Genomic DNA, 24,838 nt, shown 5'->3' with positions numbered 1-24,838 from the left:
ACCCTTGCCGGGTGGCTGTGCGACCCATCCGACTCTTCGGCGACCCGATCCTGCGCAAGAAGGCCCTCGAGGTCGTCGACTTCGACGCCGAGGTGCGCCAGCTCGTCGCCGATCTCACCGACACCATGCTCGAGGCGCCCGGCGCCGGCCTCGCGGCGCCGCAGATCGGCGTGGGCCTGCGCGTCTTCACCTGGTACGTCGACGGCGAGGTCGGACACCTGATCAACCCGACCCTGGACCTCTCGACCGAGATCCAGGACGGCCCGGAGGGCTGCCTGTCGCTGCCCGAGCTCACCTACGACTGCCGCCGCGCGCTGTCGGTCGTGGCCTCCGGCTTCAACATGTACGGCGACCCGGTGCGCGTCGAGGGCTCCGAGCTGCTCGCCCGGGCGATCCAGCACGAGACCGACCACCTGGACGGGATCCTGTTCATCGACCGGATCGAGTCCGAGGCCCGCAAGGCCGCGATGCGGGAGATCCGCGAGTCGGAGTGGTTCGGGCTGGAGCAGCCGCAGGTCCGCGTGAGCCCCCATTCCACCGGCGGGTTCGGCCTCTGATGCGGGTCGTCTTCGCGGGCACGCCGGAGGTGGCGCTGCCCTCGCTCGAGGCCATCGCGGCATCGCCCCACGAGCTGGTCGGCGTCGTCACGCGCCCGGACGCGCCCGCGGGCCGGGGCCGGCGCCTCACGCCGAGCCCGGTCGGAGCGCGGGCCGAGGAGCTCGGCGTACCGGTCCTCAAGCCGGCGCACCCTCGCGACCCCGACTTCCAGGAGGAGCTGAGGGCGCTCGCGCCCGACTGCTGCCCGGTCGTCGCGTACGGCGCACTGCTGCCGCAGTCCGCGCTCGACATCCCGCGGCACGGCTGGGTCAACCTGCACTTCTCGCTGCTGCCTGCCTGGCGGGGCGCGGCTCCGGTGCAGCGCTCGATCTGGGCCGGTGACGAGATGACCGGTGCCACGACGTTCCGGATCGTCAAGGAGCTCGACGCCGGTCCGACGTACGGGCTGATGACGGAGGTGGTCCGGCCGACCGACACCGCCGGCGACCTGCTCGGGCGTCTCGCCGAGGGCGGCGCGTCGCTGCTGGTCGCGACCCTCGACGGCATCGAGAGCGGCCAGATCGAGGCGCGCGAGCAGCCCGTCGACGGGATCAGCTTCGCGCCGAAGATCGAGGTCGAGGACGCCCGCGTCGACTGGTCGGAGCCCGCGGTCGCGATCGACCGGCGGATCCGCGCGTGCAGCCCGTTCCCCGGCGCCTGGACGGAGTACGCCGGCGAGCGGGTCAAGCTCGGACCCGTGACCCCGGTCGTCGCCGACCTCGCCCCCGGCGTGCTCGGCATCGGCAAGAACGAGGTCCTCGTCGGCACCGGCCGCGGCGCCGTACGCCTCGGCGAGGTCAAGGCGTTCGGCAAGAAGCAGATGGGCGCGGCCGACTGGGCGCGCGGTGCGCGGCTGCCCGACGGGGCCCGGTTCGCGTGAGTCGCCCTCGCCGCGTCGACCGGCCTCGGGCCGCGGCGCTGGCCGTGCTGCAGGCGGTCCGCTCCGACGACGCCTACACGAACCTGGTGCTGCCCGGGGTCATCAGCACCTTCGAGCTGGACGGCCGCGACGCCGGCTTCGTTACCGAGCTCGCCTCCGGCACGATCCGCCGCCAGGGCACCTACGACGCCGTGCTGTCCGCCTGCATCGACCGGCCGCTGCGCAAGGTCGAGGTGACCGTCCTCGAGGTGCTGCGCCTGGGCGCCCACCAGCTGCTCTCGATGCGGGTCCCGACCCACGCGGCGATCTCGACCAGCGTCGACCTCGCCCGCGACCGCAAGGGCCAGGGCGCCGGCGGGTTCGTGAACGCCGTGCTCCGCTCCGTCGCGAAGCGTGACCTCGACGACTGGCTGGCCGAGCTCGCGCCCGGCGCCAGCGCGGCCGACCTCGCGATCCGGCACAGCCACCCGGTCTGGGTGGTCGAGGAGCTGCTCCGGGCCAATCCGGACGCCGACCCCGACGCGCTGCTCGGCGCCGACAACATCCCTCCGCGGGTGACCCTCGTGGCCCGCCCCGGCCTGTGCGAGCCGGGCGAGCTGCCCGGTGAGCCGACGGCGTACAGCCCGTTCGGGGTGGTGCTCGACGGCGGCGACCCCGGCGCGGTCCCGGCCGTCGCGGAGGGCCGCGCGGGCGTGCAGGACGAGGGCTCCCAGCTCGTCGCGTACGCCGCCGCGACCGCACCCCTCGAGGGCCGCGACGGTGCCTGGCTGGACCTGTGCGCCGGACCGGGCGGCAAGGCCGCTCTGCTCGCCGCGCTCGCGCACCAGCGGGGCGCGCATCTCGACGCGCTGGAGCTGCACGAGCACCGGGCGCGCCTGGTGGAGCGCAACCTCGCGCCCATCGTGGCGATCGGCGGCAAGGTCACGGTGGCCGTCGGCGACGGCACGGACCGCCCCTACGTCCTCGACCTGTTCGACCGGGTCCTCGTCGACGCGCCCTGCTCCGGGCTCGGCGCTCTGCGCCGCCGGCCCGAGGCCCGCTGGCGTCGTACGCCGGCGGACCTGCCGGTCCTCGTCGACCTGCAGCGCCGCCTGCTGCTCAGCGCCCTGGAGCTGGTGCGGCCCGGCGGTGTGGTGCTCTACGCGACCTGCTCGCCGGTGCTCGCCGAGACGGCCGGCGTGGTCGAGGCGGTGCTGGCCGAGCGGAGCGACGTACGTCTCGACGACGTGGCGCCGCTCCTCCCGCACCTCACCGACGCGGCCGGTCCACTCCCGGGCACCGCCCAGCTGTGGCCGCACCTGCACGGCACGGACGCGATGTTCCTGGCGCTGCTCCGGAAGGCCTAGCCCCAGGTCAACGAGGCGCCGAGGGCCTGGACATCCGCGTCGCTCGTGCCCGAGCCGGCCTGGATGCTGACGAAGACGCCGTCGTGGACCTCGCTGGTCCACACGCCGGCGGCGTTGCCCTTGTCGGTCGACGAGGCCCAGGCGTCGTGGTCGGCCGCGGGGCGCCAGACGATGTCGGCGACCGCACCGCCGGGACCCTCGAGGCTCTGCTTGTCGTCGGCCACGGTCCCGACCTGCTTCCAGCCGGCGAGGTGGATGGCCACGTCCTGGCCGTGGTAGATCGCCGGCGGGGCGTCGCCGGAGCCCAACGTCTTCAGGGGCGCCAGCGTGCAGTCCTTCGCGCCGCTGGGTGCCTGTCGGATCCGTCCGGTCAGGCCCTGCAGGTCGAGGCCGGAGACGACCGGCCCGCGGCCCGAGGTGGTGTGGAACCTCGGCGTCGTGCTGCGCAGCGACGACTGGTAGCGGTCGAGGACCTTGGGTCCCTGCGCGCACCCCTTCGGGTGCCCGGCCGCGGAGCCTGCGGTCGTCGGCTGCCCGGCGAAGCCCGGGTTGGTCGCGGCGTTCGAGTGGCCGAGCTGGCTCCCGACGGTCGCGACCCCGACGATGCCCGCGACGGCGGCCGCGGCGGCGAGGGAGCCGCCCATCCGGCGGCGCGCCCGGATGCGGCCGCCCGCGGCGCGGGAGGTGCGAGCGAGGGCGTCGAGGTCGGGGTGGATGTCGTCGGCGTACTCGCGCAGGGCGGTGCCGAGACCGGACTCGAGCTGGTCGTCGTTCATGAGGTGGTCCTTTCGGAGACATGGGGTCGGAGGCGTTGGAGGGCGCGGCGGGCGCGGGTGCGGACGGCCGTCTCGGTGAGGCCGAGGTCCAGCGCCACATCGGTGACGCTGCGGTCCTCCCAGTAGCGGAGGACCACCACGGCCCGGTCGAGCGGATCGAGCGTGGCCAGCGCGGCGAGGAGGTCCAGCCGGTCGGCGCTGTCGGGCCCGGCGACCGCACCGGCGTCGTACGCCGCCAGGTCGCGCGGCTGCTCGCTGTTGCGCCGCAGCCGGCGGTGCGACAGGTAGGTGTTGAGCAGCATGGTGCGGGCGTAGCCGAGTGGGTTGTCGGTCGCCCGGACCCGCCGCCACGACGCGAAGACCTTGGCGTACGTCGCCTGGGTGAGGTCCTCGGCGAGGTGGTGGTCGCCGGTGAGCAGCAGAGCGGCGCGGTGCAGCCGGGTGCCCGTCTCCCACACGAAGGTCGTGAACTCGTCGTCTGCCATCACACCTCCTAGACGCCTCGACCCGGCGGTCGCGTTGCAGGGAATCTGTCATGCCGCGGCGTCGTTGGACCGCTCGTGAAGAAGATCGGGTTCCTCAGCTTCGGTCACTGGACGCCGGTGCCGTCCTCGCAGGCACGCTCGGCGTCCGACGTGCTGCACCAGTCGATCGACCTCGCGGTCGCGGCCGAGGAGCTGGGGGCGGACGGTGCCTACTTCCGGGTGCACCACTTCGCCCGCCAGCTCGCGAGCCCGTTCCCGCTGCTCGCCGCGATCGGCGCGCGGACCGAGCGCATCGAGATCGGCACCGGGGTCATCGACATGCGCTACGAGAATCCCCTCTACTTCGCCGAGGACGCCGGTGCCGCCGACCTGATCGCCGACGGCCGGCTGCAGCTGGGCATCTCCCGCGGGTCACCGGAGCAGGTGATCGACGGGTGGCGCTACTTCGGCTACGCGCCGGCCGAGGGGGAGACCGAGGCCGACATGGCGCGCCGGCACACCGAGGTGCTCCTCGAGGTGCTTAAGGGGGAGGGATTCGCCGAGCCGAGCCCCCGGCCGATGTTCGCCAACCCACCCGGGCTGCTGCGGCTCGAGCCGCACTCGGAGGGCCTCCGGGACCGGATCTGGTGGGGTGCCGCGTCGAACGGCACCGCCCGCTGGGCGGCCGGCCTGGGCATGCACCTGATGAGCTCGACCCTGAAGCAGGATGAGAGCGGTCAGCCGTTCCACGTCCAGCAGGCCGAGCAGATCCGCGTCTTCCGCGAGGCGTGGACGGAGGCAGGCCACGACCGCGAGCCGCGCGTGTCGGTGAGCCGATCGATCTTCCCGCTCGTCTCCGACCTGGACCGCGCCTACTTCGGTGCCCGGCCCGACGACGACCAGGTGGGCCAGATCGACGACATGAGGGCGATCTTCGGTCGCTCCTACGCCGCCGAGCCCGACGTCCTGGTGAAGCAGCTGGCCGAGGACGAGGCCATCGCCGCCGCGGACACGCTCCTGCTCACCGTGCCCAACCAGCTGGGTGTCGACTACAACGCCCACGTCATCGAGTCGATCCTGACCCACGTCGCCCCGGCCCTCGGCTGGCGGTAGCGTCGAGGGCATGACGGGTCCGGTCCAGGTACAGGTCACCTTCGACTGCGCGGAGCCGCGCCGGGTCGCGGAGTTCTGGAAGGCAGTCCTCGGGTACGTCGACCCGCCGGCGTACGAGGACGACGAGTCGTGGGCCGTCTGTCAGGACCCGGACGGCGTCCGGCCCCGGCTCTACTTCCAGCGGGTGCCGGAGGGCAAGACCGTCAAGAACCGGGTCCACCTCGACGTGAAGGTCGGCGCCGGACTGGTCGGCGCCGAGCGCCTCGAGGTGCTCGAGCGGGAGGGTGCCCGGCTCGTGGCACTCGGCGCCCGGCGCCTGCAGCTGCTGCTGGCCGACGAGGAGAACGAGTCGTGCCTGGTGATGACCGATGTCGAGGGCAACGAGTTCTGCCTCGACTAGCGTGGGCCTCGTGCCGAGCCCCTTCGTCGAGATAGAGGTCCCCGGGCCGCAGGGGATCCGGGTCGTCAAGGTGAGCAACCCGGACCGGATCTACTTCCCGGAGATCGGAGCCACCAAGCTCGACCTCGTCGAGTACTACCTCTCCGTCGGCGACGGCATCGTCAACGCGCTCGCCGAGCGGCCCTGCATGCTGCACCGGTTCCCCAAGGGACTGACCGGCGAGCCGGGGGAGAAGGTGCACCAGAAGCGGCTGCCCTCGGGTGCGCCCGACTGGGTCGAGACGGTCGAGCTGTACTTCCCGCGCTGGAAGCGCACGGCCGACGAGCTGTGCGTGACCGAGCTGGGTGCGGTGATCTGGGCGGTCCAGATGTCGACCGTCGAGTTCCACCCCTGGAACAGCCGCCGCGGTGCCACCGAGCAGCCCGACGAATGGCGCATCGACCTCGATCCCGGCCCGGATTCGACGTACGACGACGTCCGGAGGACCGCCCACGTGGCACACGAGGTCCTCGACGAGCTCGGGGCGGTCGGCTACCCGAAGACCAGCGGCTCCAAGGGCCTGCACGTCTACGTCCGGATCAGGCCCGATCTCGACCACAAGGGCGTACGCCGAGCGGCACTCGCCTTCGCGCGGGAGGTCGAGCGCCGTGCGCCGGACGTCGTCACGACGGCCTGGTGGAAGAAGGACCGCGACCCGAAGCACGTCTTCGTCGACTACAACCAGAACGCCCGCGATCACACCATCGCCGCCGCCTACTCGGTCCGAGGCCTGCCCGACGCCCGCGTCTCCACCCCGATCCGCTGGGACGAGATCGACGACGCCGACCCGCGCGACTTCACCATCCGCACCGTCCCGCAGCGGTACGCCGAGCTCGGCGACCTCCACCACGACATCGACGACCACGTCTTCGACATCGCGCCGCTCACCGAGTGGGCCGACCGCGACGAGGCGACGGAAGGCTCAGGCGCTGAGGGGGAGTGACATCACGGCCCGGAGCTGGCGGGCGTTCGCGTGCAGGACCACCGCCGCGAACCCGTTGCCGCAGGCCTCCTCGTGGTCGGCCTCCTCGTCCCACCGGTCGGCCAGCAGGTAGGCGACCAGCCGTGGGTCCTCGGCGCCCGTCGGCGTGAGCACGTCCGTGGCGGCCCGCTTGCGGGCCTCGCTGTTCATCATGGGCATCGTGCGCCTCCTCCTCGAAGCGGTTCTCTCCAGGAGGATCGGCGCGACCGGGGCCGATCGGAGGGTCCGTTCGGCCTGACTAGAGTGACCCACCGTGGGCATCCAGATCACGCCGTCGATCCTCAACGCCGACTTCGCGAACCTCGGGGCGGAGGTCGCACGGATCCCCAGCGCCGACTGGATCCACGTCGACGTCATGGACAACCACTTCGTCCCGAACCTGACGTTCGGGCCGACCATGGTCGAGGCGCTCGCCCGCAGCACCGACACGCCGCTGGACGCCCACCTGATGATCGAGGACCCCGACCGCAACGCCGTGACGTACGTCGAGGCGGGCTGCTCGAGCGTCACCTTCCACGTCGAGGCCGCCAAGGCGCCGGTCCGCCTCGCCCGCGAGATCCGCAAGGCCGGCGGCCGGGCGAGCATGGCCCTCAAGCCGGCGACCCCGATCGAGCCCTACGAGGACCTGCTGTCCGAGCTGGACATGCTGCTCATCATGACCGTGGAGCCGGGCTTCGGCGGTCAGCGGTTCCTCGACCTGTGCCTGCCCAAGATCCGCCGGGCGCGAGCCATGCTGGACAACCACGGCATCGAGACCTGGCTGCAGGTCGACGGCGGAGTGAGCCTGGAGACGATCGAGCGGTGCGCCGAGGCGGGGGCGGACACCTTCGTCGCCGGCTCCGCCGTCTACTCGGCCGACGACCCGGACGCGATGGTCCAGGCGCTGCGCGGCGCGGCGGAGAGCGCCTGCGCCCACTGATCCGGTGGATCTGCAGTCACCTGGTGACGGAGGATCCAGCCGGTCACGCACCGCGTGACCGGACTCACCCACCGGTTCCCGCCACGGATGTGCCACCATGGACCCCACAAGAGCTCGCGTGCTCTGGGGTCGGTGAAACTCCGAGCCGGCGGTTACAGTCCGCGACCCGATCACAGCCAGTGATCGGTTGACCAGGTGGAAATCCTGGACCGACGGTCAAAGTCCGGATGGGAAGCGCACGCAGGCGTCGACGGTCGAATGCCGTCGCGCCACACCTGCCCCGGAGTCCGCGACACGGATCCGTGAGGAGCAGCAGTGGCCTTCGCCGACGAGTACGACGCCATGCGGCGTGCGCTCGCGATCGCGGCCGCCCCCGGCGTACCCCTGCACCCGAACCCGCGCGTCGGCTGCGTCCTGCTCGCGCCGGACGGGACCGTGATCGCCGAGGGGTTCCACCACGGGGCCGGTACGCCGCACGCCGAGGTCGAGGCGCTGAGCGCCGCCGGGGACCGGGCCCGTGGCGCCACCGCGGTGGTGACGCTGGAGCCGTGCAACCACACCGGCCGCACCGGCCCCTGCGCCCAGGCCCTCATCGAAGCCGGAGTACGCCGGGTGGTGGTCGCCCAGCGCGACCCGAACCCGATCGCGGGCGGTGGCCTCGAGACCTTGGACGCCGCCGGGATCGAGACCGATGCGGGCCTGCTCGCCGAGGACGCCCGCGCCCTCAACCCGACCTGGACCTTCGCCCACGAGAACGGCCGGCCGTTCGTCACCTGGAAGTTCGCCACGACCCTGGACGGCCGCAGCGCCGCCACCGACGGCAGCAGCCGCTGGGTCAGCAGCGCCGCGGCGCGGCGCGACTCGCACCTGTTGCGCGCCCTGTGCGACACGATGCTGGTCGGCTCGAACACCGTCGAGGTGGACGACCCGCACCTGACCGTCCGGGACGCGGCCGGCGACCTGCTGCCCACCCAGCCGCTGCGCGCGGTGATGGGCAACCGCGACCTCCCGCCGAGCCGCCGGGTATTCGACGACGCCGCCGAAACGGTCCAGCTGTGCACCCACGACCCGCTCGAGGCCCTCCGCACCCTGTACGCCGACCACGGCCGCCAGCACGTCCTGTTCGAGGGCGGTCCCAAGCTGGCCGCGGTCTTCCTCAAGGCCGGCCTGGTCGACGAGGTCGTCAGCTACCTCGCACCGACCCTGCTCGGCAGTGGGAAGTCGGCCGTGGGCCGGCTCGGCATCCGCAGCATCGACCGGGCCCTTCGGTTCGACCTGGTCGATTCCCTGGTCCTGATGCCCGAGTCCGACGACCCTGACGACGAGCTGATCAACCTGCGGCTCACGCTGCGCCCCCGCACCACCGCGAACAACGAGGAGAAGTAGAGATGTTCACCGGCATCGTCGAGGAGCTCGGCACCGTCGTGGCCCTGGAGGACCAGGGCGACGCGATCCGGCTCACCATCGGCGCCACCACCGTGCTCGCCGACGCGGGCCTCGGCGACTCGATCGCCGTCAACGGCTGCTGCCTGACCGTCGCCGAGCGCGACGACACGACGTGGACCGCCGACGTCATGCAGGAGACGCTCGACAAGACCTCGCTGCGCGGCGTGCAGCCCGGCGACCGGGTCAACCTCGAGCGCGCGGTCACCCCGCAGACGCGGCTCGGCGGCCACATCGTCCAGGGGCACGTCGACGGCGTCGGCGAGATCCTCGCGCGCACCCCCAGCGAGCACTGGGAGGTCGTCGAGGTCAGCCTCCCCGAGCACCTGGCCCGCTACCTGGTGGACAAGGGTTCGATCACCGTCGACGGCATCAGCCTCACCGTCGTCGCGGCGGGCGACGCCAGCTTCACCATCAGCCTGATCCCCGAGACCCTCGCCCGCACGACCCTCGGCTTCCGCCAGGTCGGCGACCGGGTGAACCTCGAGGCCGACATCCTTGCCAAGCACGTTGAGAAGTTGCTGCAGTCAGGAGCGAACCGATGAGCCACAGCACCCAGCACGGCGGCGTACGCCTCGACAGCGTCGAGCGCGCCATCGCCGACATCCGCGACGGCCGGGCGGTGATCGTCGTGGACGACGAGGGCCGTGAGAACGAGGGCGACATCATCTTCGCCGCGTCCAAGGCGACGCCGGAGCTGATGGCGTTCACCATCCGCCACTCCAGCGGCGTCATCTGCGTGCCCATGCCCGGCGACATGCTCGACCGGCTCGAGATCCCGCTGATGACCCCGCACAACAAGGACGCCTACCGCACGGCGTACACGATCTCGGTCGACGCCCGCGACGGCGTCTCGACCGGCATCTCGGCCAAGGACCGCGCGCACACCGCCCGGGTCCTCGCCGACAGCGCCACCGAGCCGTGGGAGCTCACCCGGCCCGGGCACGTCTTCCCGTTGCGCTACCGCGAGGGAGGCGTGCTGGTACGCCGCGGCCACACCGAGGCCGCCGTCGACCTGGCCCGCCTCGCGGGGCTCACGCCGGCCGGTGTGCTGGTGGAGGTGGTCAACGAGGACGGCACCATGAAGCGCGCCACCGAGCTGCGCGCGTTCGCCGACGAGCACGACCTCGCGATGATCTCCATCGAGGACCTGGTCCGCTTCCGGAGGCGTACCGAGGTCCACGTGGTGCGCAACGCCGAGACCCGGCTGCCCACCACGCACGGCGACTTCACCGCCTTCGGCTACACCATCACCGTCGACGGCAGCGAGCACGTCGCCCTGGTGTACGGCGATCCGGCGAGCCTCTCCGACGGCACGCCCGTCCTGACCCGGGTCCACTCCGAGTGCCTCACCGGCGACGTGTTCGGCTCGCAGCGCTGCGACTGCGGCCCGCAGTTGGACGAGGCGATGGACCGCATCGTCGCCGAGGGCCGCGGCGTCGTGGTCTACCTGCGCGGCCACGAGGGCCGGGGGATCGGCCTGGTCGCCAAGCTGCAGGCCTACCAGCTCCAGGACGGCGGCCGCGACACCGTGGACGCCAACCTCGACCTGGGCCTGCCCGCCGACGCGCGGCACTACGGCGCGGCGACGCAGATCCTGCGCGACCTCGGCATCGGCGAGGTCCGGCTGCTCACCAACAACCCCGACAAGGTCGAGAACCTCGAGGACTACGGCATCAAGGTCGCCGAGCGGGTCCCGCTGACCCCGCACCCGAACGACCACAACCTCGCCTATCTGCTCACCAAGCGCGACCGGATGGGCCACCAGTTGCCCGATCTGGCCGTCGACCACCAGGACGAAGGAGTCAACTGACATGGCCGGACACGGCGCCCCCGACCTCGAGCCGATCGACTGCCACGACCTGCGGGTCGCGGTCATCGCGGCCAGCTGGCACACCCAGGTCATGGACGGCCTACTCGCCGGCGCCCAGCGCGCGCTCGCCGACTTCAAGATCGAGGCTCCGGTCGTTGTCCGGGTCCCCGGCACGTTCGAGCTGCCCGTCGCCGCGGCGGCCCTCGCTGCGTCGTACGACGCCGTCATCGCGCTCGGCGTGGTCATCCGGGGCGGCACGCCGCACTTCGACTACGTCTGCAACGCGGCCACCGACGGCCTGACCCGGGTCTCGATCGACGCCCAGACGCCGGTCGGCTTCGGGGTGCTCACCTGCGACGACGAGCAGCAGGCGCTGGACCGCGCCGGTCTCGAGGGGTCCAAGGAGGACAAGGGCTACGAGGCCACCTCCGCCGCCCTCCAGACGGCGTACACCCTGCGCAAGCTGCGCCGCCACGGCTGAGTCCCGAGCGGTCGCGCGGGTGGCCCGAATGCCCGGCGGGGGCCACCGAGCCCTAGTCTTGTCACCCGTGAAGACGTTCGACGAGCTGTTCGCTGAGCTGAGCGAGAAGGCACGCACGCGGCCGGAGGGCTCCGGCACCGTCAAGCAGCTCGAGGCCGGCGTCCATGCGATCGGCAAGAAGCTGATCGAGGAAGCCGCCGAGTCGTGGATGGCCGCCGAGCACGAGGGCAAGGACGCGACGGCGCTGGAGATCAGCCAGCTGCTCTACCACGCCCAGGTCCTCATGATCGCGAGCGGACTCTCGCTCGAGGACGTCTACACCCACCTCTAGGACATCACCATGTTGAAGGTCGCCGTACCCAACAAGGGCGCGCTCTCCGAGGCCGCGTCCACCATCCTGCGCGAGGCGGGCTACGCCCAGCGCAGCGAGTCCAAGCAGCTCACCAAGCTCGACCCGGAGAACGGCGTCGAGTTCTTCTACCTGCGTCCCAAGGACATCGCCGTGTACGTCGGCGAGGGCACCCTCGACGTCGGCATCACCGGCCGCGACCTGCTGCTCGACTCCGGCGCCAAGGCCGACGAGGCGATGCAGCTGGGCTTCGGGCGCTCGAAGTTCCGCTTCGCCGCGGTGCCGGGCACCTGCTCCAGCGAGGCCGACCTCGCGGGCAAGCGGATCGCGACGTCGTACGACGGCATGCTGACCCGCTACCTGGCCGAGAAGGGCATCGAGGCGACCGTCGTACGCCTCGACGGCGCGGTGGAGAGCAGCATCAAGCTCGGTGTGGCCGACGCGATCGCCGACGTCGTCGAGACGGGCACCAGCCTGCGCAACGCGGGCCTGGAGATCTTCGGTGACGCGATCCTCGAGTCCGAGGCCGTGATGATCACCCGTCCCGACGCCGCGCCGGAGGGACTCGAGGTGTTCGTGCGGCGGCTGGAGGGCGTGCTCGTCGCCCGCGCCTACGTGATGATGGACTACGACATCCCGGCCGCGAACGTCGAGCAGGCCGTCGCTCTGACCCCGGGCATCGAGAGCCCCACGGTCAGCCCGTTGCATCGCGAGGGCTGGGTCGCGGTGCGCTCCATGGTCGAGCGCGACAGGGCCCAGCGGGTGATGGACGACCTGTACACCGTGGGCGCACGCGGCATCATCACGACCGATCTGCATGCCTGCCGACTCTGACGGAGGCGGCGGCACGGGCGGTCGCCGCCTCGCCGCGATGCCGCCGCTGCCGCGCACGTGGCGGCCGATCGGCCCGCGCTACGCGGCGTACGCCTTCGGGGTGGTGCTGCTCGGCATCTTCCTGTTCATGTGGTTCACGTTCCCGCAGCAGACCAAGGACGCGATCTCCCCGCTGGAGCGGGCCACCGTCCTCGGCTTCGTGTTCGTCGGCGACGCGTTGCTCTACGCGCTGGCCCGGTCCCGGATCACGGCGACCGAGGAGGGCCTCGTCGTCGTCAACGGCTTCCGGACCCGCCGCTTCGAGTGGGCCCAGGTCGTCGCGATTCGGATGCCTCGGGGCGCGCCGTGGCCGACCCTGGACCTCTCCGACGGCACGACCTGCTCGGCGATGGGCATCCACCAGTCCGACGGCGCGAGGGCGCGCTACGGCGTACGGGAGTTGAAGACCTACCTCGCGCAGCGGGCGGCTACCCCAGGGCTCTGATGCCCCAGGTGGCGGCGAAGGTCTGCTCGGGCTCGAGCACGACGAGGTCGTCGCCGGAGTTGAAGGCGTCCGGGGGAGCGGTCATCGGCTCCACCGCCACGCTGACCCGCGGGGTCGCGGTGTCGTCGGCCGTGTAGACCTGCAGCCAGCGGTGGTGCTCGTCCACGCGCAGCTCGACGCCCCGATCACCGTCGGTGAGGCGGACCCGAGCGTCGTCGTCGAGGTCGGTGAAGGCGTCGTTGAGCACGGTGCGACCGAGGGGCCGCGCGGTCCGGAAGTCGAACTCGGTCCCGCTGACGTCGGTGCGCCCGGTCGGCAGCAGCCGCTCGTCGTCGACGAGGAGGCGGGTCGCGGCGGGCAGTTGGAGCGTCCAGTCGTCGCACGGGCCCTCGCCCGCGAGCAGGTAGGGATGCGCACCCGAGGCGTACGGCGCCGGCGCGCCGCTCCGGTTGGTCGCCGACTGGGTCACGGTGAGACCGTCGAGCCCGACCCGGTAGGTGAGGGTGAGGTCGAGCGTCCACGGGTAGCCGGTCTGCGCGGGCAGCCGGTAGCCCAGGGTCACCCGGTGCGGCTCCTGGGAGACCGGCGACCAGGCCGCCCACCGCACCAGGCCGTGCGAGGCGTTGTGCCGCTTGGGCTCGGTGAGGGCGAGCTGCTGCTCGGTGCCCTGGAAGGTGTAGCGGCCGTCCCGGAGCCGGTTCGGCCACGGCATCAGGATCTGCCCGCGGCCGCCCGAGGCCATCGCGGACTCGTCGAAGCCGTCGATCAGCGGGCGCCCGTCGTGCGTCAGGGAGCGGAGGGCGCCACCGCTCTGGGTCACCACGGCGACGTACCCGTCGGACTCGATCCGGTACTGGTCCCCACTCGGCGGCAGCATCAGAACGCCAGCCCTTCCCCTCGGTACGTCGGCACCGTCTCCACGACCTCGTCGCCCCGGATCAGGTGCACCTGGTTGCCGTGCTCGAACAGCTCGCCGGACTTCGCGTGCCGGAACCACACCAGGTCGCCGATCCGCAGCCGCGAGGTGCCGTTGCCGGTCAGCGGCGTCTGGACCTCGCCGGCGCCCTCGAGCCCGGTCAGCTTCAGGCCGGCGGGAGCCCAGGGGAGCGGCGAGCGGTCCGCGCCCGCAGGCCCCGACGCGATGAGCCCCCCGCCGTGCACGGTGACGACACCGGGTCCCGGGATCCGCGTGACCGGAAGGCCGAAGAAGGCGGCCGGGCGGGGCGTGAAGGCCCGGAAGTGGTCGAACAGGCCGGGCACGAGCAGGCCGGAGCCGGCGGTCACCTCGGTGACCTCGGGGTCCGCCGCGGACGACTCCAAGGAGCCCGAGCCGCCCGCGTTCCAGAACTCCAGGTCGACGAGCTCCTCGAGCGCAAACGCGATCGCCGCACGACGCTCGGCCAGCTGCGCGATCGAGCGCTGCTTGATCTGGCGCACGACGGTGGACTTCGCCCGCTGCCCCGGCACGTCGTCCGGTACGCCGGCGACCTGGCCCTCGTAGGTCATCACCCCGACCAGCCGGAACCCCGGCCGGTCCACGATCGTGCGCGCCAGCGAGACCACCGCGGAGGCGTCGAACAGCGGCGACCTTCGCGGCCCGATCTGCTGCCCGGCCATCCGCAGGCCCGCGTCGACGTCGATGGCGACCCGCACCGGCACGGCGTGGGAGTGCCGAACCGAGTCGATCACGTCGAGGTGGGCCGGGTCGTCGACCATCAGGGTGATCCGGGAGGCGGCCCGCGGCGAGGCGACGAGCGTGGCGATGGCCGCCCGGTCGACGCTCGGGTAGGCGACGACGATGTCGTCGCTGATGTCGTGCTCCTCCAGCCACAGCGCCTCGGCGACGGTGAAGCCGAGCACGCCGGCGAACCCCGGGTGCGCCAGCGCGCGGCTGATCAGTGCCGGCACCCGCAGGGACTTCGAGGCCACCCGGATCGGCGTACCTCCGGCGCGGCGGGTCAGGTCGTCGGCGTTGGCGTCGAAGGCGTCGAGGTCGACCACGAGCGTCGGGGTCGGGGACGGGCCGACACCTGCCACGGCGGACCCGAGGCGGTCGGCCAGTCTGTTGCGGGAGAGCCCGTCGCCCGATGAAGCAGCCTGCACGTGGTCATGGTTCCATGACCGCGTGAGTGACGCGCACCCGAACCAGCGAAGGCTGCAGGGATCGGAGTACGTCGACGACACCGGCGCCGCCGACCCGGCGCTCACCGCCGCCCTCCGTGCGTACGCCGAGGACCCGGCCGGCTATCCGCAGGTGCTCGCCGCGCTGGCCGACGCCCGCCTGCTGGTCCCGGTGGTCGCGGTGCTCGGCGAGGTGGAGGTCGGCGAGGACGGCCTCGCCCGCGACAAGACCAGCGACATGGCCGCGGTGCTGCTCACCGGTGCCGACGGGCGGATGGCCCTGATCGCCTTCACCGACACCGCCAGCCTGACCGCCTGGGACCCCGCCGCGCGGCCGGTCCCCGTGGCGGCGCACCTGGCCGCCGCGACCGCCGTACAGGAGGGCGCGGCAGCGCTGGTCATCGACGTGGCCGGCCCGGTCCAGCTCGCGCTCGAGGGTGACGACCTGCACCGGATCGCCGCGGGTTGGCGGCCCGTGCGGCTGCCGGACGGCGCCTGGGGCTGGCTCGGTGTGGCGGAGCCCACCGACGATTCGGCCGACCGGGAACAACTCCGGTAGCATCGGCGTTGACCGATCCGTCACCCCATGCGAATGAAGTGACGTATCCACAAGCGGGGACCAAGCAACAACACCGTCTCCCACCCGCATCGACCGAGGTTGGGTCGTCGGGTCCGGTCCACAGGCACTGCGCCGGCGCGAGCCGGAGGAGCAGGTGTCGTCGACTGGCTTCCGCTTGTATCAAGCGGGAGCCACTTCCAGTTTTAGCGTGCGGTGGCCTCCGGACAAGACGAACTTGGAGGACACATCAGCACCGAGCTGCGTATCAACGAGCGGATCCGGGTTCCCGAGGTCCGCCTCGTGGGACCCAACGGCGAGACCGTCGGCATCGTGTCGACCGACCAGGCTCTCAAGCTGGCCCAGGAGGCCGATCTCGACCTGGTCGAGATCGCGCCGATGGGCAAGCCGCCCGTCTGCAAGCTCATGGACTACGGGAAGTTCAAGTACGAGAACGCCCAGAAGGCCCGTGAGGCGCGTCGGAATCAGACGAACGTGATCATCAAGGAGATGAAGCTTCGTCCGAAGATCGACCAGCACGACTACGAGACCAAGAAGGGCCACGTCGTCCGGTTCCTGAACGCCGGTGACAAGGTCAAGATCACCATCATGTTCCGTGGTCGCGAGCAGCACCGGCCCGAGCTGGGCTTCCGGCTGCTGCAGAAGCTGGCCGAGGACGTCGCGGAGCTCGGCTTCGTGGAGTCCGCCCCGAAGCAGGACGGCCGGAACATGATCATGGTCCTGGGTCCGAACAAGAAGAAGGCCACCGCGCTGGCCGAGGTGAAGGCCGCCAAGCAGGAGGCCGCTGCCGAGAAGGCCGCCGAGGTCGCCGCCGAGCACGCAGACCGTCCGGCCGCCGCGAGCGCGCCGAAGAAGGCCAAGCGCGCCAACGAGGCCCTCGACCCCGACATCGACCTGTAGAGCAGATAGAGAGAGCAACGAGATGCCGAAGAACAAGACCCACTCGGGCGCGAAGAAGCGCTTCAAGGTGACCGGCAGCGGCAAGATCCTGCGGGAGAAGGCCGGCAAGCGCCACAACCTCGAGAAGAAGGCCTCCAAGGTCACCCGTCGCTTCACCGGCAACGTCGAGGTCGCCAAGAACGACGTCCCCCGCGCGAAGAAGATGCTCGGCCTCTGAGCCTGAGCACTCACCCCGAGCACCCGAGCTAGTAGGAGTAAGAGATGGCACGCGTCAAGCGCGCAGTAAACGCCGCCAAGAAGCGTCGTACCACCCTCGAGCGCGCCAGCGGCTACCGCGGCCAGCGCTCGCGGCTGTACCGCAAGGCCAAGGAGCAGGTCACCCACTCGCTGGTCTACAGCTACAACGACCGGAAGAAGAACAAGGGCAACTTCCGTCGCCTGTGGATCCAGCGCATCAACGCCGCCGCGCGTGCGCAGGGCATGACCTACAACCGCTTCATCCAGGGCCTGAACCTGGCGGGCGTCGAGGTCGACCGCAAGATCCTGGCCGACCTGGCCGTCAACGACGTGACCGCGTTCAACGCGCTCGTCGAGACCGCGCGCGCCGCGCTGCCCGAGGACGTCAACGCTCCGGCCTCCGCCTGAGCATGATTCCTCCTCTTTCCGCGGGCAACGCCCGTGTGAAGGACGCAAGGAAGCTGAGCCGCCGCTCGGAGCGATCCGAGCGGCGGCTCTTCCTCGCTGACGGCCCGAAGGCCGTCGAGGGCGCGCTGGAGCGCCCCTCCCGGGTGGTCGAGGTGTTCGCCACCGTCGCCGCCGCGGAGAAGTACGCCGACCTGCTCGGCCCCGCCGACGTGACGCTGGTCGAGGACCGCGCGCTCGCCTCGCTGTCCGACAGCGTCAGTCCCGCCGGCCTCGTCGCCGTCGTACGCCACATCGACGAGCCGCTCGACACCGTCATCGGCGACCACCGGCTGCTCGCCCTCTGTGCCGACATCCGGGACCCCGGCAACGCCGGCACGGTCCTGCGCTGCGCCGACGCGGCGGGTGCCGGCGGTGTGGTGTTCGCAGGCGACTCGGTCGACCCGTACAACCCCAAGACCGTGCGGGCGAGCGTCGGGAGCCTGTTCCACGTCCCGTTCGCCCTCGAGCGCGACCCCCTCGCCGCGGTCCGTGCCGCGCGGGCCGCGGGGATCACCGTGCTGGCCGCCGACATGGACGGCGAGTCCCTGTTCGACACCGACCTGAGCGGCCCGACCGCCTGGCTGTTCGGCAACGAGGCGTGGGGGCTTCCCGATGACCTGCGCGCCGCCGCCGACCGGGTCGTGAGCATCCCGATCTACGGCCGGGCCGAGTCGCTCAACCTCTCCACGGCGGCCGCGGTCTGCCTGTACGCCTCGGCTCGCGCCCAGCGTCCCTGACCGTCGAATCGCGAGTTCTCCGCAAAGGGGAGGCCGATGTCGGTGCTCGGTGCTTGGCTGATCCCATGACCGACATCCAGAGTGATCCGCGCCGTTGGAAGGCGCTCGGCGTCCTGGGCCTGATCCAGTTCATGCTGATCCTCGACGTCACGGTGGTGAACGTCGCGCTGCCCAGCATCAAGACCGACCTGTCGATGTCCGAGGCGAGCCTGGCATGGGTCGTGGAGGCATATGTCCTCGCGGCCGGCGGCCTGCTGCTCCTCGGCGGACGGCTCGCGGACCTCGCCGGCCGCCGAGCCGTGTTCCTCGTCGGCGTCGCCCTCTTCGGGATCGCGTCGGCGACCTGCGGCTTCGCGCAGACCGGGCTGATGATGGATGTGTCCCGGTTCGTCCAGGGCATGGGTGAGGCGATGGCCGCGCCGGCCTCGCTCGGCATCATCGCGGTCCTGTTCATCGACCCCGCCGAGCGGATCAAGGCGCTCGGCATCTTCGGCGGGCTGGCCGGCCTGGGGGGCACCTCCGGCACCGTCATCTCGGGCTTCATCACCCACGTGGACTGGCGCTGGATCTTCTTCATCAACGTGCCGGTCGCCATCGCCGCCCTGGTGCTGGTGCCGCGCCTGGTCTCGGAGAGCAAGGCAGCGCAGGCGCACCGCCCCGACGTCCTCGGCGCGGTCACCGGCACGGCGGGCCTGCTGGCCGTGGTCTACGGACTGCTCCACGCCGCCGACCACTCCTGGGGCTCCGCAGGGGTGCTGGTGCCGATCATCGGCGGGGTGGCGCTCGTCGCGCTGATGGTCCTCATCGAGGCCCGCTCGTCCGACCCGCTGATCCCGCTGTCGTTCTTCCGCAACCGCACCCGCGTCGTGACCAATATCGTCACGTTGTTCTTCTCCTCGGCGTTCTTCTCCTACTTCTTCCTGCTGACGCTGGTCGAGCAGCAGAACCTGGGTTGGGGCTCGATCAAGTGCGGCCTGTCCTACCTGCCGTTCGGGATCTTCATCGGTGCCGGCATCGGCATCGGCACCGGGCTCATGCCGAAGCTGGGGGTCAAGAGGCTCCTTGCCATCGGGTTCCTGCTCGACGCGGTCGGCATGGGGCTGGCCTCGATGATCGGCGGCGGCACCAGCTACTGGTCGGACATCCTGCCGGGCATGGTCCTGCTCGCATTCGGCTCCGGCCTGAGCTTCCCGGCGATCGGCAACGCCTCGCTGCACGAGGTCACCGGCGAGGACTCCTCCCTCGCCTCCGGCATCCAGCAGGCCATCCAGCAGATCGGTGGCGCGCTGGGTCTGGCGACCCTCGCCAGCATCGCGGTCAAGTACGCCGCCCACCACCCGGTGTTCCTGCCGGACGGCCGGGTCCTCGGTGACCTCGCCGGCGGTGCCCAGATCACCTACTGGATCGGCGCGGTGTCGCTCGCGATCGGCGGGGTGCTGGTGCTGGCCCTGATGGAGCACGTCGTCGCTGTGCCCCGCAACCCGCTGGCCGAGGTCGCCGAGGTTCCAGGAGGAGTGCAGCCCGAACCGGCCTGAGGGAGGCTAGATTCGGCGCATGGCCGCCGCCTCGATCGATCTCCTGCCCGACGGCGCCGTCATCGCTGACGCGGACGGCGTCGTCGTGCTGATCAACCGGTCCGCGGCCCGCATGCTCGGGGTCGCGGCCGACGACGCGGTGGGGGAGAAGCTCGGCGACGTCCTCGCCCTCACCGACCACGCCGGGGCCCGCTGGATCGACGTGGCCGACCCCTACCTCGGCCTCGCGATCAGGACCGGAGCCGGCGAGCAGAGCTGGCTGCTGCCCGACGGCACCGAGGTCCTCGTGACCGTGCGGCTCACCCGGCTGGGCAGGCTGGGGCCCATCGACCGGGTCGCGGTGAGCCTGCGCTCGGGCCGGGGACGCGCGCGGCTCGACCGGGAGCGGTCCGACCTGGTGGCCACGGTCGCCCACGAGCTGCGCTCGCCGCTGTCGGGCGTCCGCGGCTTCGTCAATGCGCTGCTGAACCGCTGGGACAAGCTCACCGACGACCAGAAGAAGCTGATGCTCACCACGGTCAGCGTCGACGCGGAGCGCCTGGCGCGGCTGATCGCCGAGCTGCTCGACGTAGCGCGGATCGACACCGGACGGCTGCACCTCAATTTCCGGTCGACCGACCTCGCGCTCAAGGCCGAGCGGGTCGTGCGCTCGATCGTGGTCTCCACCACGCGTCCGATCTCCCTGGAGATCGAGGAGCGCCCGATGGTCCACGCCGATCCCGACAAGGTCACGCAGGTGCTGACCAACCTCGTCGAGAACGCCGTCCGGCACGGCGAGGGGCAGGTCGTCGTCAGGATCCGGACGAGCCCCGGCGACCCGGGATACGCCGAGGCCGTCGTGACCGACGAGGGTGAGGGCATCCCGCCCGAGCAGCGCGACCGCGTGTTCACGAAGTTCTGGACCGTCGGGACCGGCGGCGGGTCGGGCCTAGGCCTCTACATCGTCAATGCCCTGATGAAGGCGCACGGCGGCACGATCGTCATCGACGACGCCCCCGGTGGCGGCAACCGCGTCACGGTCCGCTGGCGGTTGAGCGAGGCGACCGCATGACCGAGGACCCGAGGAGCCAGCAGGATCACAAGGCCATCCTGCGCCGCTGCCTGCAGGCCAGCCGGGACTCGCTGCTGGCCAAGCTCGATGGGCTGGGGGAGCGGGAGGCCCGGATGCCCCGGACACCGACCGGCACCAGCCTGGCCGGGATCGTCCTGCACTGCGCCAACGTCGAGCTGGTCTACTTCGGCCCCACCTTCGGCCGGCCGTGGCCGGAGCCGGAGCACCCGTGCTGCATCGCCGAGGAGAGGTACGACGAGGACCCGCAGGCCGACTGGGTCCTGCCGGCGGAGGTCCCGGTCGCCGAGCTGGCGGCCTTCTACCGACGGGTGTGGGCCTTCGCCGACGAGACCATCGCCTCCACCCCGCTCGACGGCGCGGGATCGGTGGCCCACTGGGGCGGTGAGCCCGTGACGCTGTTCCGGATCCTGGTGCACACCCTGGCCGACCTCGACCGGCATGCCGGCCATGCCGACATCCTGCGCGAGCAGCTCGACGGGGCGGTCGGCTGGCACGGGGACGGCAACAACGTGCCGGACGGCGTCGACTGGGCGGCGTACGTCTCCCGGCTGCGCGAGATCGCCGAGCGCTTCCCAGGCTGAGCCCGCGTCCACCCGCGGTATCCCGGTCGCGGCCCGCGCGCCGCGCTTCCTAGACTTGCCGCTGTCCCGCCCGCCGAGAAAGGCACCGATGTCCGGCCCCAACACCGACTACGACCCGGTCGAGGTCACGCCCCTGCAGCAGGCCGAGATCGACGCCGCCCGTGAGGCCGCGCTCGCGGCCATCGCCGCGGCCGCGGATCTCGAGCAGCTCAAGGCGGCGCGCCTCGAGCATGTGGGCGAGCGCTCGCCGATCGCACTGGCCAACCGCGAGATCGGCGCGCTCCCGCCGCAGGCCCGCAAGGAGGCCGGCCAGCGCGTCGGCCAGGCGAAGGGTGCGATCGCCAAGGCCCTCGCCGAGCGTCAGGTCGTCCTGGAGGCCGAGCACGAGGCGCGCATGCTGGTCGAGGAGGCCGTCGACGTGACGCTGCCGACCGACCGGGTGCCGGCCGGTGCGCGCCACCCCCTCACCACCGGCGCCGAGCTGATCGCGGACATCTTCGTGGCGATGGGCTGGGAGGTCGCCGAGGGCCCCGTCATCGAGGCGGAGTGGCTCAACTTCGACGCCCTGAACCTCGGGCCGGACCACCCGGCGCGGACCATGCAGGACACGTTCTGGACCGACCCCGCCGAGGACCACCTCGTGCTGCGCACCCACACCAGTCCGGTGCAGGCGCGCACCATGCTGACCCGCACGCCGCCGATCTACGTGGTGTGCCCCGGACGCGTCTTCCGCACCGACGAGTACGACGCCACGCACAGCCCGATGTTCCACCAGGTCGAGGGCCTGGCCATCGACGAGGGCATCTCGATGGCGCACCTGAAGGGCACCCTGGACCACTTCGCCACCCAGATGTTCGGCGAGGGCATCACGACGCGCTTCCGGCCGTCGTACTTCCCCTTCACCGAGCCCAGCGCCGAGGTCGACCTGATCTGCTTCGTCTGCCGCGGCGCGGGCTCCCTCGACGGCGCGACCTGCCGGACCTGTCGCGGCGAGGGCTGGATCGAGTGGGGCGGCTGCGGCATCGTCAACCCGCGCGTGCTGAGGGCCTGCGGCGTCGACAGCGACCACTACAGCGGCTTCGCCTTCGGCATGGGCATCGACCGGACGCTGATGTTCCGGCACGGGCTCGAAGACCTCCGGACCCTCTTCGAGGGCGATGTCCGGTTCACCACTGCGTTCGGGAGCGAGCTGTGAAGGCCCCCATCTCCTGGATCAAGGAGTACGTCGCCCTGCCCGACTCGGTCACCACCGAGGCGTTGACCGACCGCCTGACCGCGCTCGGGCTCAAGCTCGAGGCCATCGAGCGTGCCGACATCACCGGCCCGCTGGTGATCGGCCGCGTCCTGACCCAGGACAAGGAGCCGCAGAAGAACGGCAAGACGATCAACTGGTGCACCGTCGACGTCGGCGACGCCAACGGCACCGGCGAGCCGCAGGGCATCGTCTGCGGGGCGCACAACTTCGCGCCCGGTGACCTCGTGGTCGTCTGCCTCCCCGGCGCCGTCCTGCCGGGCGGGTTCGCCATCGCCGAGCGCAAGACCTACGGGCACCTGAGCGCCGGGATGATCTGCTCGGCCCGCGAGCTCGGCATCGGCGAGGACCACGACGGCATCATCGTGCTGCCCGCCGACGCGGGTGAGCCCGGCGACGACGTCTTCGCACTGCTCGGGCTGGACGAGGAGATCATCGAGTTCGAGATCAACCCGGACCGGGCCTACGCGCTCAGCCTGCGCGGCATCGCCCGCGAGGCCGCCCTCGGCTTCGACCTGCCGTTCACCGACCCCGCCGACCGGCCGACGCCGGCCGTCGACGGCAAGGCCTACGAGGTCGTGGTCGACGACCCCGCCGGCTGCCCGGTCTTCGCGACCCGCACGGTCAGCGGCTTCGACCCGGCGTCGCCGACCCCCGCCTTCATCAAGAAGCGGGTCGGGCAGGCCGGTATGCGCTCGATCTCGCTCGCGGTCGACGTCTCCAACTACGTCATGCTCGAGCTCGGGCAGCCCAACCACTGCTACGACCGGGCGAAGCTGGCCGGGCCGATCCGGGTCCGCCGTGCCCAGCCGGGGGAGAAGCTCACCACCCTCGACGATGTGTCGCGGACCCTGGACCCCGAGGACCTCCTCATCACCGACGACAGTGGCCCGATCGGGTTGGCCGGCGTGATGGGCGGTGCCGACACCGAGATCTCGGCGTCGACCACCGACATCGTGATCGAGGCGGCGCACTTCGACCCGACCACGATCTTCCGCCAGCAGAAGCGGCACAAGCTCGGCTCGGAGGCGTCCAAGCGCTTCGAGCGTGGCGTCGACCCGCTGCTGCCCGCCGTCGCGGCCGACCGGATCGTCGAGCTGCTCGTCGCCCACGGTGGCGCCACCGCCGATCCCGGCTTCACGCTGGTCGGCGCGGCTCCCGAGCCGGCGAGCATCACCATCGCCACCGACCTGCCCGCCCGGATCAGCGGCATCGCGGTCGACGACGCCACGGTCGTCAAGGACCTGACCGCGATCGGCGCCGCCGTCGAGGAGTCGGGCGACACCCTCCGGGTCACCCCGCCGAGCTGGCGCCCCGACCTCAACGACCCCTACGACCTGGTCGAGGAGGTCGTCCGGATCGTCGGGTACGACGAGGTGCCGTCCGTGCTGCCGCGGCGCGCCACCGGTCGCGGGCTCACCCGCTCCCAGCAGCTGCGCCGCCGCGTCGGCCGGACCCTCGCGGGCGCCGGCTGCGTCGAGGTGGTCAGCTTCCCGTTCGTCGGCACGGCGACCTTCGACCAGCTCGGGCTGCCCGCCGACGACCCGCGTCGCACGACAGTCGGCCTGGCGAACCCGATCAGCTCCGAGGAGCCGGCGTACACCACGACCCTGCTGCCGGGGATCCTCAAGGCCGCGAACCGCAACCTGGGTCGCGGCGCGCAGGGTGTCGCGCTGTTCGAGACGGCCACGGTCGCGTTCCCGACCGGTGGCGGCACGCCCATCTACGGCGTCGACGGCCGGCCGAGCGAGGCCGAGCTGCAGGCGCTGCTCGACGCGCTCCCGCGCCAGCCGCTGCACCTGGCCGCGGTCCTCGCCGGCGAGTCCGAGCGTGCGGGCTGGTGGGGCGCGGGCCGCACCGCCGGTTGGTCGGACGCGATCGGGCTCGTGCGTCGCCTGGCCGAGGAGCTGGGCGTGGCGGTCACGACGACCGCCGCGACGCTCGCCCCGTGGCACCCCGGCCGGTGCGCCGAGCTGCGCATCGACGACGCGGTGCTCGGGCACGCGGGCGAGCTGCACCCCGCGGTCTGCCGGGCCTTCGGCCTGCCGCAGCGTACGGCGGTCCTGGAGATCGATCTCGATCTGTTGATGGGTGCTGCGCCCGACGTACGACCCGGGCCGTCGTTCTCGACGATGCCGCTCGCCAAGGAGGACGTCGCGCTGGTGGTGGACGCCGACGTGACGGTGGCCGCGGTGCAGGAGGCCCTGCGCGAGGGCGCCGGCGAGCTGCTCGAGTCGGTCCGGCTCTTCGACGTCTACACCGGTGAGCAGATCGGGGAGGGGCGCAAGTCGCTGGCCTTCGCGCTCCGCTTCCGGTCGCCCGACAGCACGCTCACCGAGGCCGAGACGGGGGCCGCGCGGGACGCGGCCGTGGCGCGCGCCGCGGAGCTGACCGGGGCGGTCCAGCGCGTCTGAGCGTCCGGACCGACCGATGAAGCATATACCTTCATTTCCTACAAA

Annotated in this window: 29 protein-coding genes and 1 riboswitch; of the genes, 24 read left to right on the top strand and 5 right to left on the bottom strand. The window is 71.8% G+C overall.

Annotated elements, in window-relative coordinates; all coding sequences use genetic code 11:
* Window positions 1-11: 11 nt before the first annotated feature.
* Genes def through ACYU8V_RS05400 form a run of 3 tightly spaced genes read left to right on the top strand, consistent with a single transcriptional unit; the run spans window position 12 to window position 2,823 of the window.
* Complete coding sequence (gene def / locus ACYU8V_RS05410) at window positions 12-557, top strand: peptide deformylase (RefSeq protein ID WP_460845750.1); 546 nt, start codon at window positions 12-14, stop codon at window positions 555-557.
* Window positions 557-1,477, top strand: a complete 921-nt coding sequence (gene fmt / locus ACYU8V_RS05405) for a methionyl-tRNA formyltransferase (RefSeq protein ID WP_460845749.1) — start codon at window positions 557-559, stop codon at window positions 1,475-1,477. Before def ends, fmt begins: the two co-directional genes overlap by 1 nt.
* Window positions 1,474-2,823, top strand: coding sequence for an RsmB/NOP family class I SAM-dependent RNA methyltransferase (locus ACYU8V_RS05400; RefSeq protein WP_460845747.1), 1,350 nt, complete (start codon window positions 1,474-1,476; stop codon window positions 2,821-2,823). The genes fmt and ACYU8V_RS05400 overlap by 4 nt, the downstream gene beginning before the upstream one ends.
* Here ACYU8V_RS05400 and ACYU8V_RS05395 read toward each other — a convergent pair.
* Together ACYU8V_RS05395 and ACYU8V_RS05390 are read right to left on the bottom strand one after the other, a co-directional pair.
* Complete coding sequence (locus tag ACYU8V_RS05395; protein ID WP_460845745.1) at window positions 2,820-3,599, bottom strand: hypothetical protein; 780 nt, start codon at window positions 3,597-3,599, stop codon at window positions 2,820-2,822. The genes ACYU8V_RS05400 and ACYU8V_RS05395 overlap by 4 nt on opposite strands.
* The gene (locus tag ACYU8V_RS05390) at window positions 3,596-4,084 is read right to left on the bottom strand and encodes a sigma-70 family RNA polymerase sigma factor (protein ID WP_460845744.1); all 489 of its coding nucleotides are present in this window, start codon (window positions 4,082-4,084) and stop codon (window positions 3,596-3,598) included. Before ACYU8V_RS05390 ends, ACYU8V_RS05395 begins: the two co-directional genes overlap by 4 nt.
* Window positions 4,085-4,159: 75 nt before the next feature.
* Between ACYU8V_RS05390 and ACYU8V_RS05385 the strand changes: the two genes are divergently transcribed.
* The 3 genes from ACYU8V_RS05385 to ligD are packed head-to-tail and all read left to right on the top strand — an operon-like array spanning window position 4,160 to window position 6,558.
* Window positions 4,160-5,176, top strand: coding sequence for an LLM class flavin-dependent oxidoreductase (locus ACYU8V_RS05385; RefSeq protein ID WP_460845743.1), 1,017 nt, complete (start codon window positions 4,160-4,162; stop codon window positions 5,174-5,176).
* Window positions 5,177-5,186: 10 nt separating this feature from the next.
* The gene (locus tag ACYU8V_RS05380; protein ID WP_460845742.1) at window positions 5,187-5,576 is read left to right on the top strand and encodes a VOC family protein; all 390 of its coding nucleotides are present in this window, start codon (window positions 5,187-5,189) and stop codon (window positions 5,574-5,576) included.
* Window positions 5,577-5,586: 10 nt separating this feature from the next.
* Complete coding sequence (gene ligD / locus ACYU8V_RS05375; RefSeq protein WP_460845740.1) at window positions 5,587-6,558, top strand: non-homologous end-joining DNA ligase; 972 nt, start codon at window positions 5,587-5,589, stop codon at window positions 6,556-6,558.
* Here ligD and ACYU8V_RS05370 read toward each other — a convergent pair.
* Window positions 6,538-6,756 carry a hypothetical protein gene (locus tag ACYU8V_RS05370; RefSeq protein ID WP_460845738.1) on the bottom strand — a complete coding sequence of 73 codons (219 nt, stop codon included), beginning with the start codon at window positions 6,754-6,756 and terminating at the stop codon, window positions 6,538-6,540. The two genes, ligD and ACYU8V_RS05370, sit on opposite strands and share 21 nt — an antisense overlap.
* Window positions 6,757-6,850: 94 nt before the next feature.
* Here ACYU8V_RS05370 and rpe point away from each other — a divergent pair, with 94 nt between their 5' ends.
* The 8 genes from rpe to ACYU8V_RS05330 all read left to right on the top strand — a co-directional run bounded on the left by rpe (window position 6,851) and on the right by ACYU8V_RS05330 (window position 12,920).
* The gene (gene rpe, locus ACYU8V_RS05365) at window positions 6,851-7,516 is read left to right on the top strand and encodes a ribulose-phosphate 3-epimerase (RefSeq protein ID WP_460845736.1); all 666 of its coding nucleotides are present in this window, start codon (window positions 6,851-6,853) and stop codon (window positions 7,514-7,516) included.
* A gap of 114 nt (window positions 7,517-7,630) precedes the next feature.
* A riboswitch (FMN riboswitch) is annotated at window positions 7,631-7,760 on the top strand.
* Between the two features lie 98 nt (window positions 7,761-7,858).
* Entirely contained in the window at window positions 7,859-8,902 is a 1,044-nt protein-coding gene (gene ribD, locus ACYU8V_RS05360; protein WP_460845998.1) for a bifunctional diaminohydroxyphosphoribosylaminopyrimidine deaminase/5-amino-6-(5-phosphoribosylamino)uracil reductase RibD, read from the top strand.
* A 2-nt stretch (window positions 8,903-8,904) separates the two neighbouring features.
* Window positions 8,905-9,504 (top strand): riboflavin synthase, encoded by a 600-nt coding sequence (locus ACYU8V_RS05355; protein ID WP_460845735.1) that lies wholly within the window; start codon window positions 8,905-8,907, stop codon window positions 9,502-9,504.
* Complete coding sequence (locus ACYU8V_RS05350; RefSeq protein WP_460845733.1) at window positions 9,501-10,772, top strand: bifunctional 3,4-dihydroxy-2-butanone-4-phosphate synthase/GTP cyclohydrolase II; 1,272 nt, start codon at window positions 9,501-9,503, stop codon at window positions 10,770-10,772. The genes ACYU8V_RS05355 and ACYU8V_RS05350 overlap by 4 nt, the downstream gene beginning before the upstream one ends.
* 1 nt (window position 10,773) lies before the next feature.
* On the top strand, window positions 10,774-11,253 hold the full coding sequence (gene ribH / locus ACYU8V_RS05345; protein WP_460845731.1) for a 6,7-dimethyl-8-ribityllumazine synthase: 480 nt from the start codon (window positions 10,774-10,776) through the stop codon (window positions 11,251-11,253).
* 67 nt (window positions 11,254-11,320) lie between these two features.
* Window positions 11,321-11,584, top strand: a complete 264-nt coding sequence (locus ACYU8V_RS05340; RefSeq protein WP_460845730.1) for a phosphoribosyl-ATP diphosphatase — start codon at window positions 11,321-11,323, stop codon at window positions 11,582-11,584.
* Window positions 11,585-11,593: 9 nt separating this feature from the next.
* On the top strand, window positions 11,594-12,436 hold the full coding sequence (hisG, locus tag ACYU8V_RS05335; protein WP_460845727.1) for an ATP phosphoribosyltransferase: 843 nt from the start codon (window positions 11,594-11,596) through the stop codon (window positions 12,434-12,436).
* Window positions 12,420-12,920 carry a PH domain-containing protein gene (locus ACYU8V_RS05330; RefSeq protein WP_460845726.1) on the top strand — a complete coding sequence of 167 codons (501 nt, stop codon included), beginning with the start codon at window positions 12,420-12,422 and terminating at the stop codon, window positions 12,918-12,920. Before hisG ends, ACYU8V_RS05330 begins: the two co-directional genes overlap by 17 nt.
* Here the strand turns inward: ACYU8V_RS05330 and ACYU8V_RS05325 are convergent.
* Together ACYU8V_RS05325 and ACYU8V_RS05320 are read right to left on the bottom strand one after the other, a co-directional pair.
* Window positions 12,904-13,797, bottom strand: coding sequence for an aldose 1-epimerase family protein (locus ACYU8V_RS05325; RefSeq protein ID WP_460845724.1), 894 nt, complete (start codon window positions 13,795-13,797; stop codon window positions 12,904-12,906). The two genes, ACYU8V_RS05330 and ACYU8V_RS05325, sit on opposite strands and share 17 nt — an antisense overlap.
* Entirely contained in the window at window positions 13,797-15,023 is a 1,227-nt protein-coding gene (locus ACYU8V_RS05320; protein WP_460845723.1) for an amino acid deaminase/aldolase, read from the bottom strand. The genes ACYU8V_RS05325 and ACYU8V_RS05320 overlap by 1 nt, the downstream gene beginning before the upstream one ends.
* Window positions 15,024-15,045: 22 nt before the next feature.
* Here ACYU8V_RS05320 and ACYU8V_RS05315 point away from each other — a divergent pair, with 22 nt between their 5' ends.
* From ACYU8V_RS05315 to pheT, 10 genes are all read left to right on the top strand, one after another.
* The gene (locus ACYU8V_RS05315) at window positions 15,046-15,600 is read left to right on the top strand and encodes an SseB family protein (protein ID WP_460845721.1); all 555 of its coding nucleotides are present in this window, start codon (window positions 15,046-15,048) and stop codon (window positions 15,598-15,600) included.
* Between the two features lie 213 nt (window positions 15,601-15,813).
* Window positions 15,814-16,518 carry a translation initiation factor IF-3 gene (gene infC / locus ACYU8V_RS05310; protein ID WP_460845719.1) on the top strand — a complete coding sequence of 235 codons (705 nt, stop codon included), beginning with the start codon at window positions 15,814-15,816 and terminating at the stop codon, window positions 16,516-16,518.
* Between the two features lie 22 nt (window positions 16,519-16,540).
* On the top strand, window positions 16,541-16,735 hold the full coding sequence (rpmI, locus tag ACYU8V_RS05305) for a 50S ribosomal protein L35 (protein WP_460845718.1): 195 nt from the start codon (window positions 16,541-16,543) through the stop codon (window positions 16,733-16,735).
* Window positions 16,736-16,779: 44 nt separating this feature from the next.
* Window positions 16,780-17,163, top strand: coding sequence for a 50S ribosomal protein L20 (gene rplT / locus ACYU8V_RS05300; RefSeq protein ID WP_460845716.1), 384 nt, complete (start codon window positions 16,780-16,782; stop codon window positions 17,161-17,163).
* 35 nt (window positions 17,164-17,198) lie between these two features.
* Entirely contained in the window at window positions 17,199-17,939 is a 741-nt protein-coding gene (locus tag ACYU8V_RS05295) for a TrmH family RNA methyltransferase (protein WP_460845715.1), read from the top strand.
* A 65-nt stretch (window positions 17,940-18,004) separates the two neighbouring features.
* Window positions 18,005-19,474 carry an MFS transporter gene (locus ACYU8V_RS05290; RefSeq protein ID WP_460845713.1) on the top strand — a complete coding sequence of 490 codons (1,470 nt, stop codon included), beginning with the start codon at window positions 18,005-18,007 and terminating at the stop codon, window positions 19,472-19,474.
* A gap of 19 nt (window positions 19,475-19,493) precedes the next feature.
* Entirely contained in the window at window positions 19,494-20,525 is a 1,032-nt protein-coding gene (locus ACYU8V_RS05285) for a sensor histidine kinase (RefSeq protein ID WP_460845712.1), read from the top strand.
* Entirely contained in the window at window positions 20,522-21,127 is a 606-nt protein-coding gene (locus ACYU8V_RS05280) for a DinB family protein (protein WP_460845711.1), read from the top strand. The genes ACYU8V_RS05285 and ACYU8V_RS05280 overlap by 4 nt, the downstream gene beginning before the upstream one ends.
* 88 nt (window positions 21,128-21,215) lie before the next feature.
* Window positions 21,216-22,322, top strand: a complete 1,107-nt coding sequence (pheS, locus tag ACYU8V_RS05275; RefSeq protein ID WP_460845710.1) for a phenylalanine--tRNA ligase subunit alpha — start codon at window positions 21,216-21,218, stop codon at window positions 22,320-22,322.
* The gene (gene pheT / locus ACYU8V_RS05270; protein WP_460845709.1) at window positions 22,319-24,793 is read left to right on the top strand and encodes a phenylalanine--tRNA ligase subunit beta; all 2,475 of its coding nucleotides are present in this window, start codon (window positions 22,319-22,321) and stop codon (window positions 24,791-24,793) included. Before pheS ends, pheT begins: the two co-directional genes overlap by 4 nt.
* Window positions 24,794-24,838: the final 45 nt, after the last annotated feature.

The sequence above is a fragment of the Nocardioides ultimimeridianus genome, from assembly GCF_054777895.1.
The sequence above is the reverse complement of the archived record's forward strand: the minus strand, read 5'-3'. Positions and strand labels throughout refer to the sequence as shown.

What these genes read in the sequence shown, in the direction of transcription:
- fmt (WP_460845749.1), top strand. Translation starts at nt 557, where the DNA reads ATGCGGGTCGTCTTCGCGGGCACGCCGGAGGTGGCGCTGCCCTCGCTC.
- ACYU8V_RS05395 (WP_460845745.1), bottom strand. Translation starts at nt 3,599, where the DNA reads ATGAACGACGACCAGCTCGAGTCCGGTCTCGGCACCGCCCTGCGCGAG.
- ACYU8V_RS05390 (WP_460845744.1), bottom strand. Translation starts at nt 4,084, where the DNA reads ATGGCAGACGACGAGTTCACGACCTTCGTGTGGGAGACGGGCACCCGG.
- ACYU8V_RS05380 (WP_460845742.1), top strand. Translation starts at nt 5,187, where the DNA reads ATGACGGGTCCGGTCCAGGTACAGGTCACCTTCGACTGCGCGGAGCCG.
- ACYU8V_RS05370 (WP_460845738.1), bottom strand. Translation starts at nt 6,756, where the DNA reads ATGCCCATGATGAACAGCGAGGCCCGCAAGCGGGCCGCCACGGACGTG.
- ribD (WP_460845998.1), top strand. Translation starts at nt 7,859, where the DNA reads ATGCGGCGTGCGCTCGCGATCGCGGCCGCCCCCGGCGTACCCCTGCAC.
- ACYU8V_RS05355 (WP_460845735.1), top strand. Translation starts at nt 8,905, where the DNA reads ATGTTCACCGGCATCGTCGAGGAGCTCGGCACCGTCGTGGCCCTGGAG.
- ACYU8V_RS05350 (WP_460845733.1), top strand. Translation starts at nt 9,501, where the DNA reads ATGAGCCACAGCACCCAGCACGGCGGCGTACGCCTCGACAGCGTCGAG.
- ribH (WP_460845731.1), top strand. Translation starts at nt 10,774, where the DNA reads ATGGCCGGACACGGCGCCCCCGACCTCGAGCCGATCGACTGCCACGAC.
- hisG (WP_460845727.1), top strand. Translation starts at nt 11,594, where the DNA reads ATGTTGAAGGTCGCCGTACCCAACAAGGGCGCGCTCTCCGAGGCCGCG.
- ACYU8V_RS05330 (WP_460845726.1), top strand. Translation starts at nt 12,420, where the DNA reads ATGCCTGCCGACTCTGACGGAGGCGGCGGCACGGGCGGTCGCCGCCTC.
- ACYU8V_RS05325 (WP_460845724.1), bottom strand. Translation starts at nt 13,797, where the DNA reads ATGCTGCCGCCGAGTGGGGACCAGTACCGGATCGAGTCCGACGGGTAC.
- rpmI (WP_460845718.1), top strand. Translation starts at nt 16,541, where the DNA reads ATGCCGAAGAACAAGACCCACTCGGGCGCGAAGAAGCGCTTCAAGGTG.
- rplT (WP_460845716.1), top strand. Translation starts at nt 16,780, where the DNA reads ATGGCACGCGTCAAGCGCGCAGTAAACGCCGCCAAGAAGCGTCGTACC.
- ACYU8V_RS05290 (WP_460845713.1), top strand. Translation starts at nt 18,005, where the DNA reads ATGACCGACATCCAGAGTGATCCGCGCCGTTGGAAGGCGCTCGGCGTC.
- ACYU8V_RS05285 (WP_460845712.1), top strand. Translation starts at nt 19,494, where the DNA reads ATGGCCGCCGCCTCGATCGATCTCCTGCCCGACGGCGCCGTCATCGCT.
- ACYU8V_RS05280 (WP_460845711.1), top strand. Translation starts at nt 20,522, where the DNA reads ATGACCGAGGACCCGAGGAGCCAGCAGGATCACAAGGCCATCCTGCGC.
- pheS (WP_460845710.1), top strand. Translation starts at nt 21,216, where the DNA reads ATGTCCGGCCCCAACACCGACTACGACCCGGTCGAGGTCACGCCCCTG.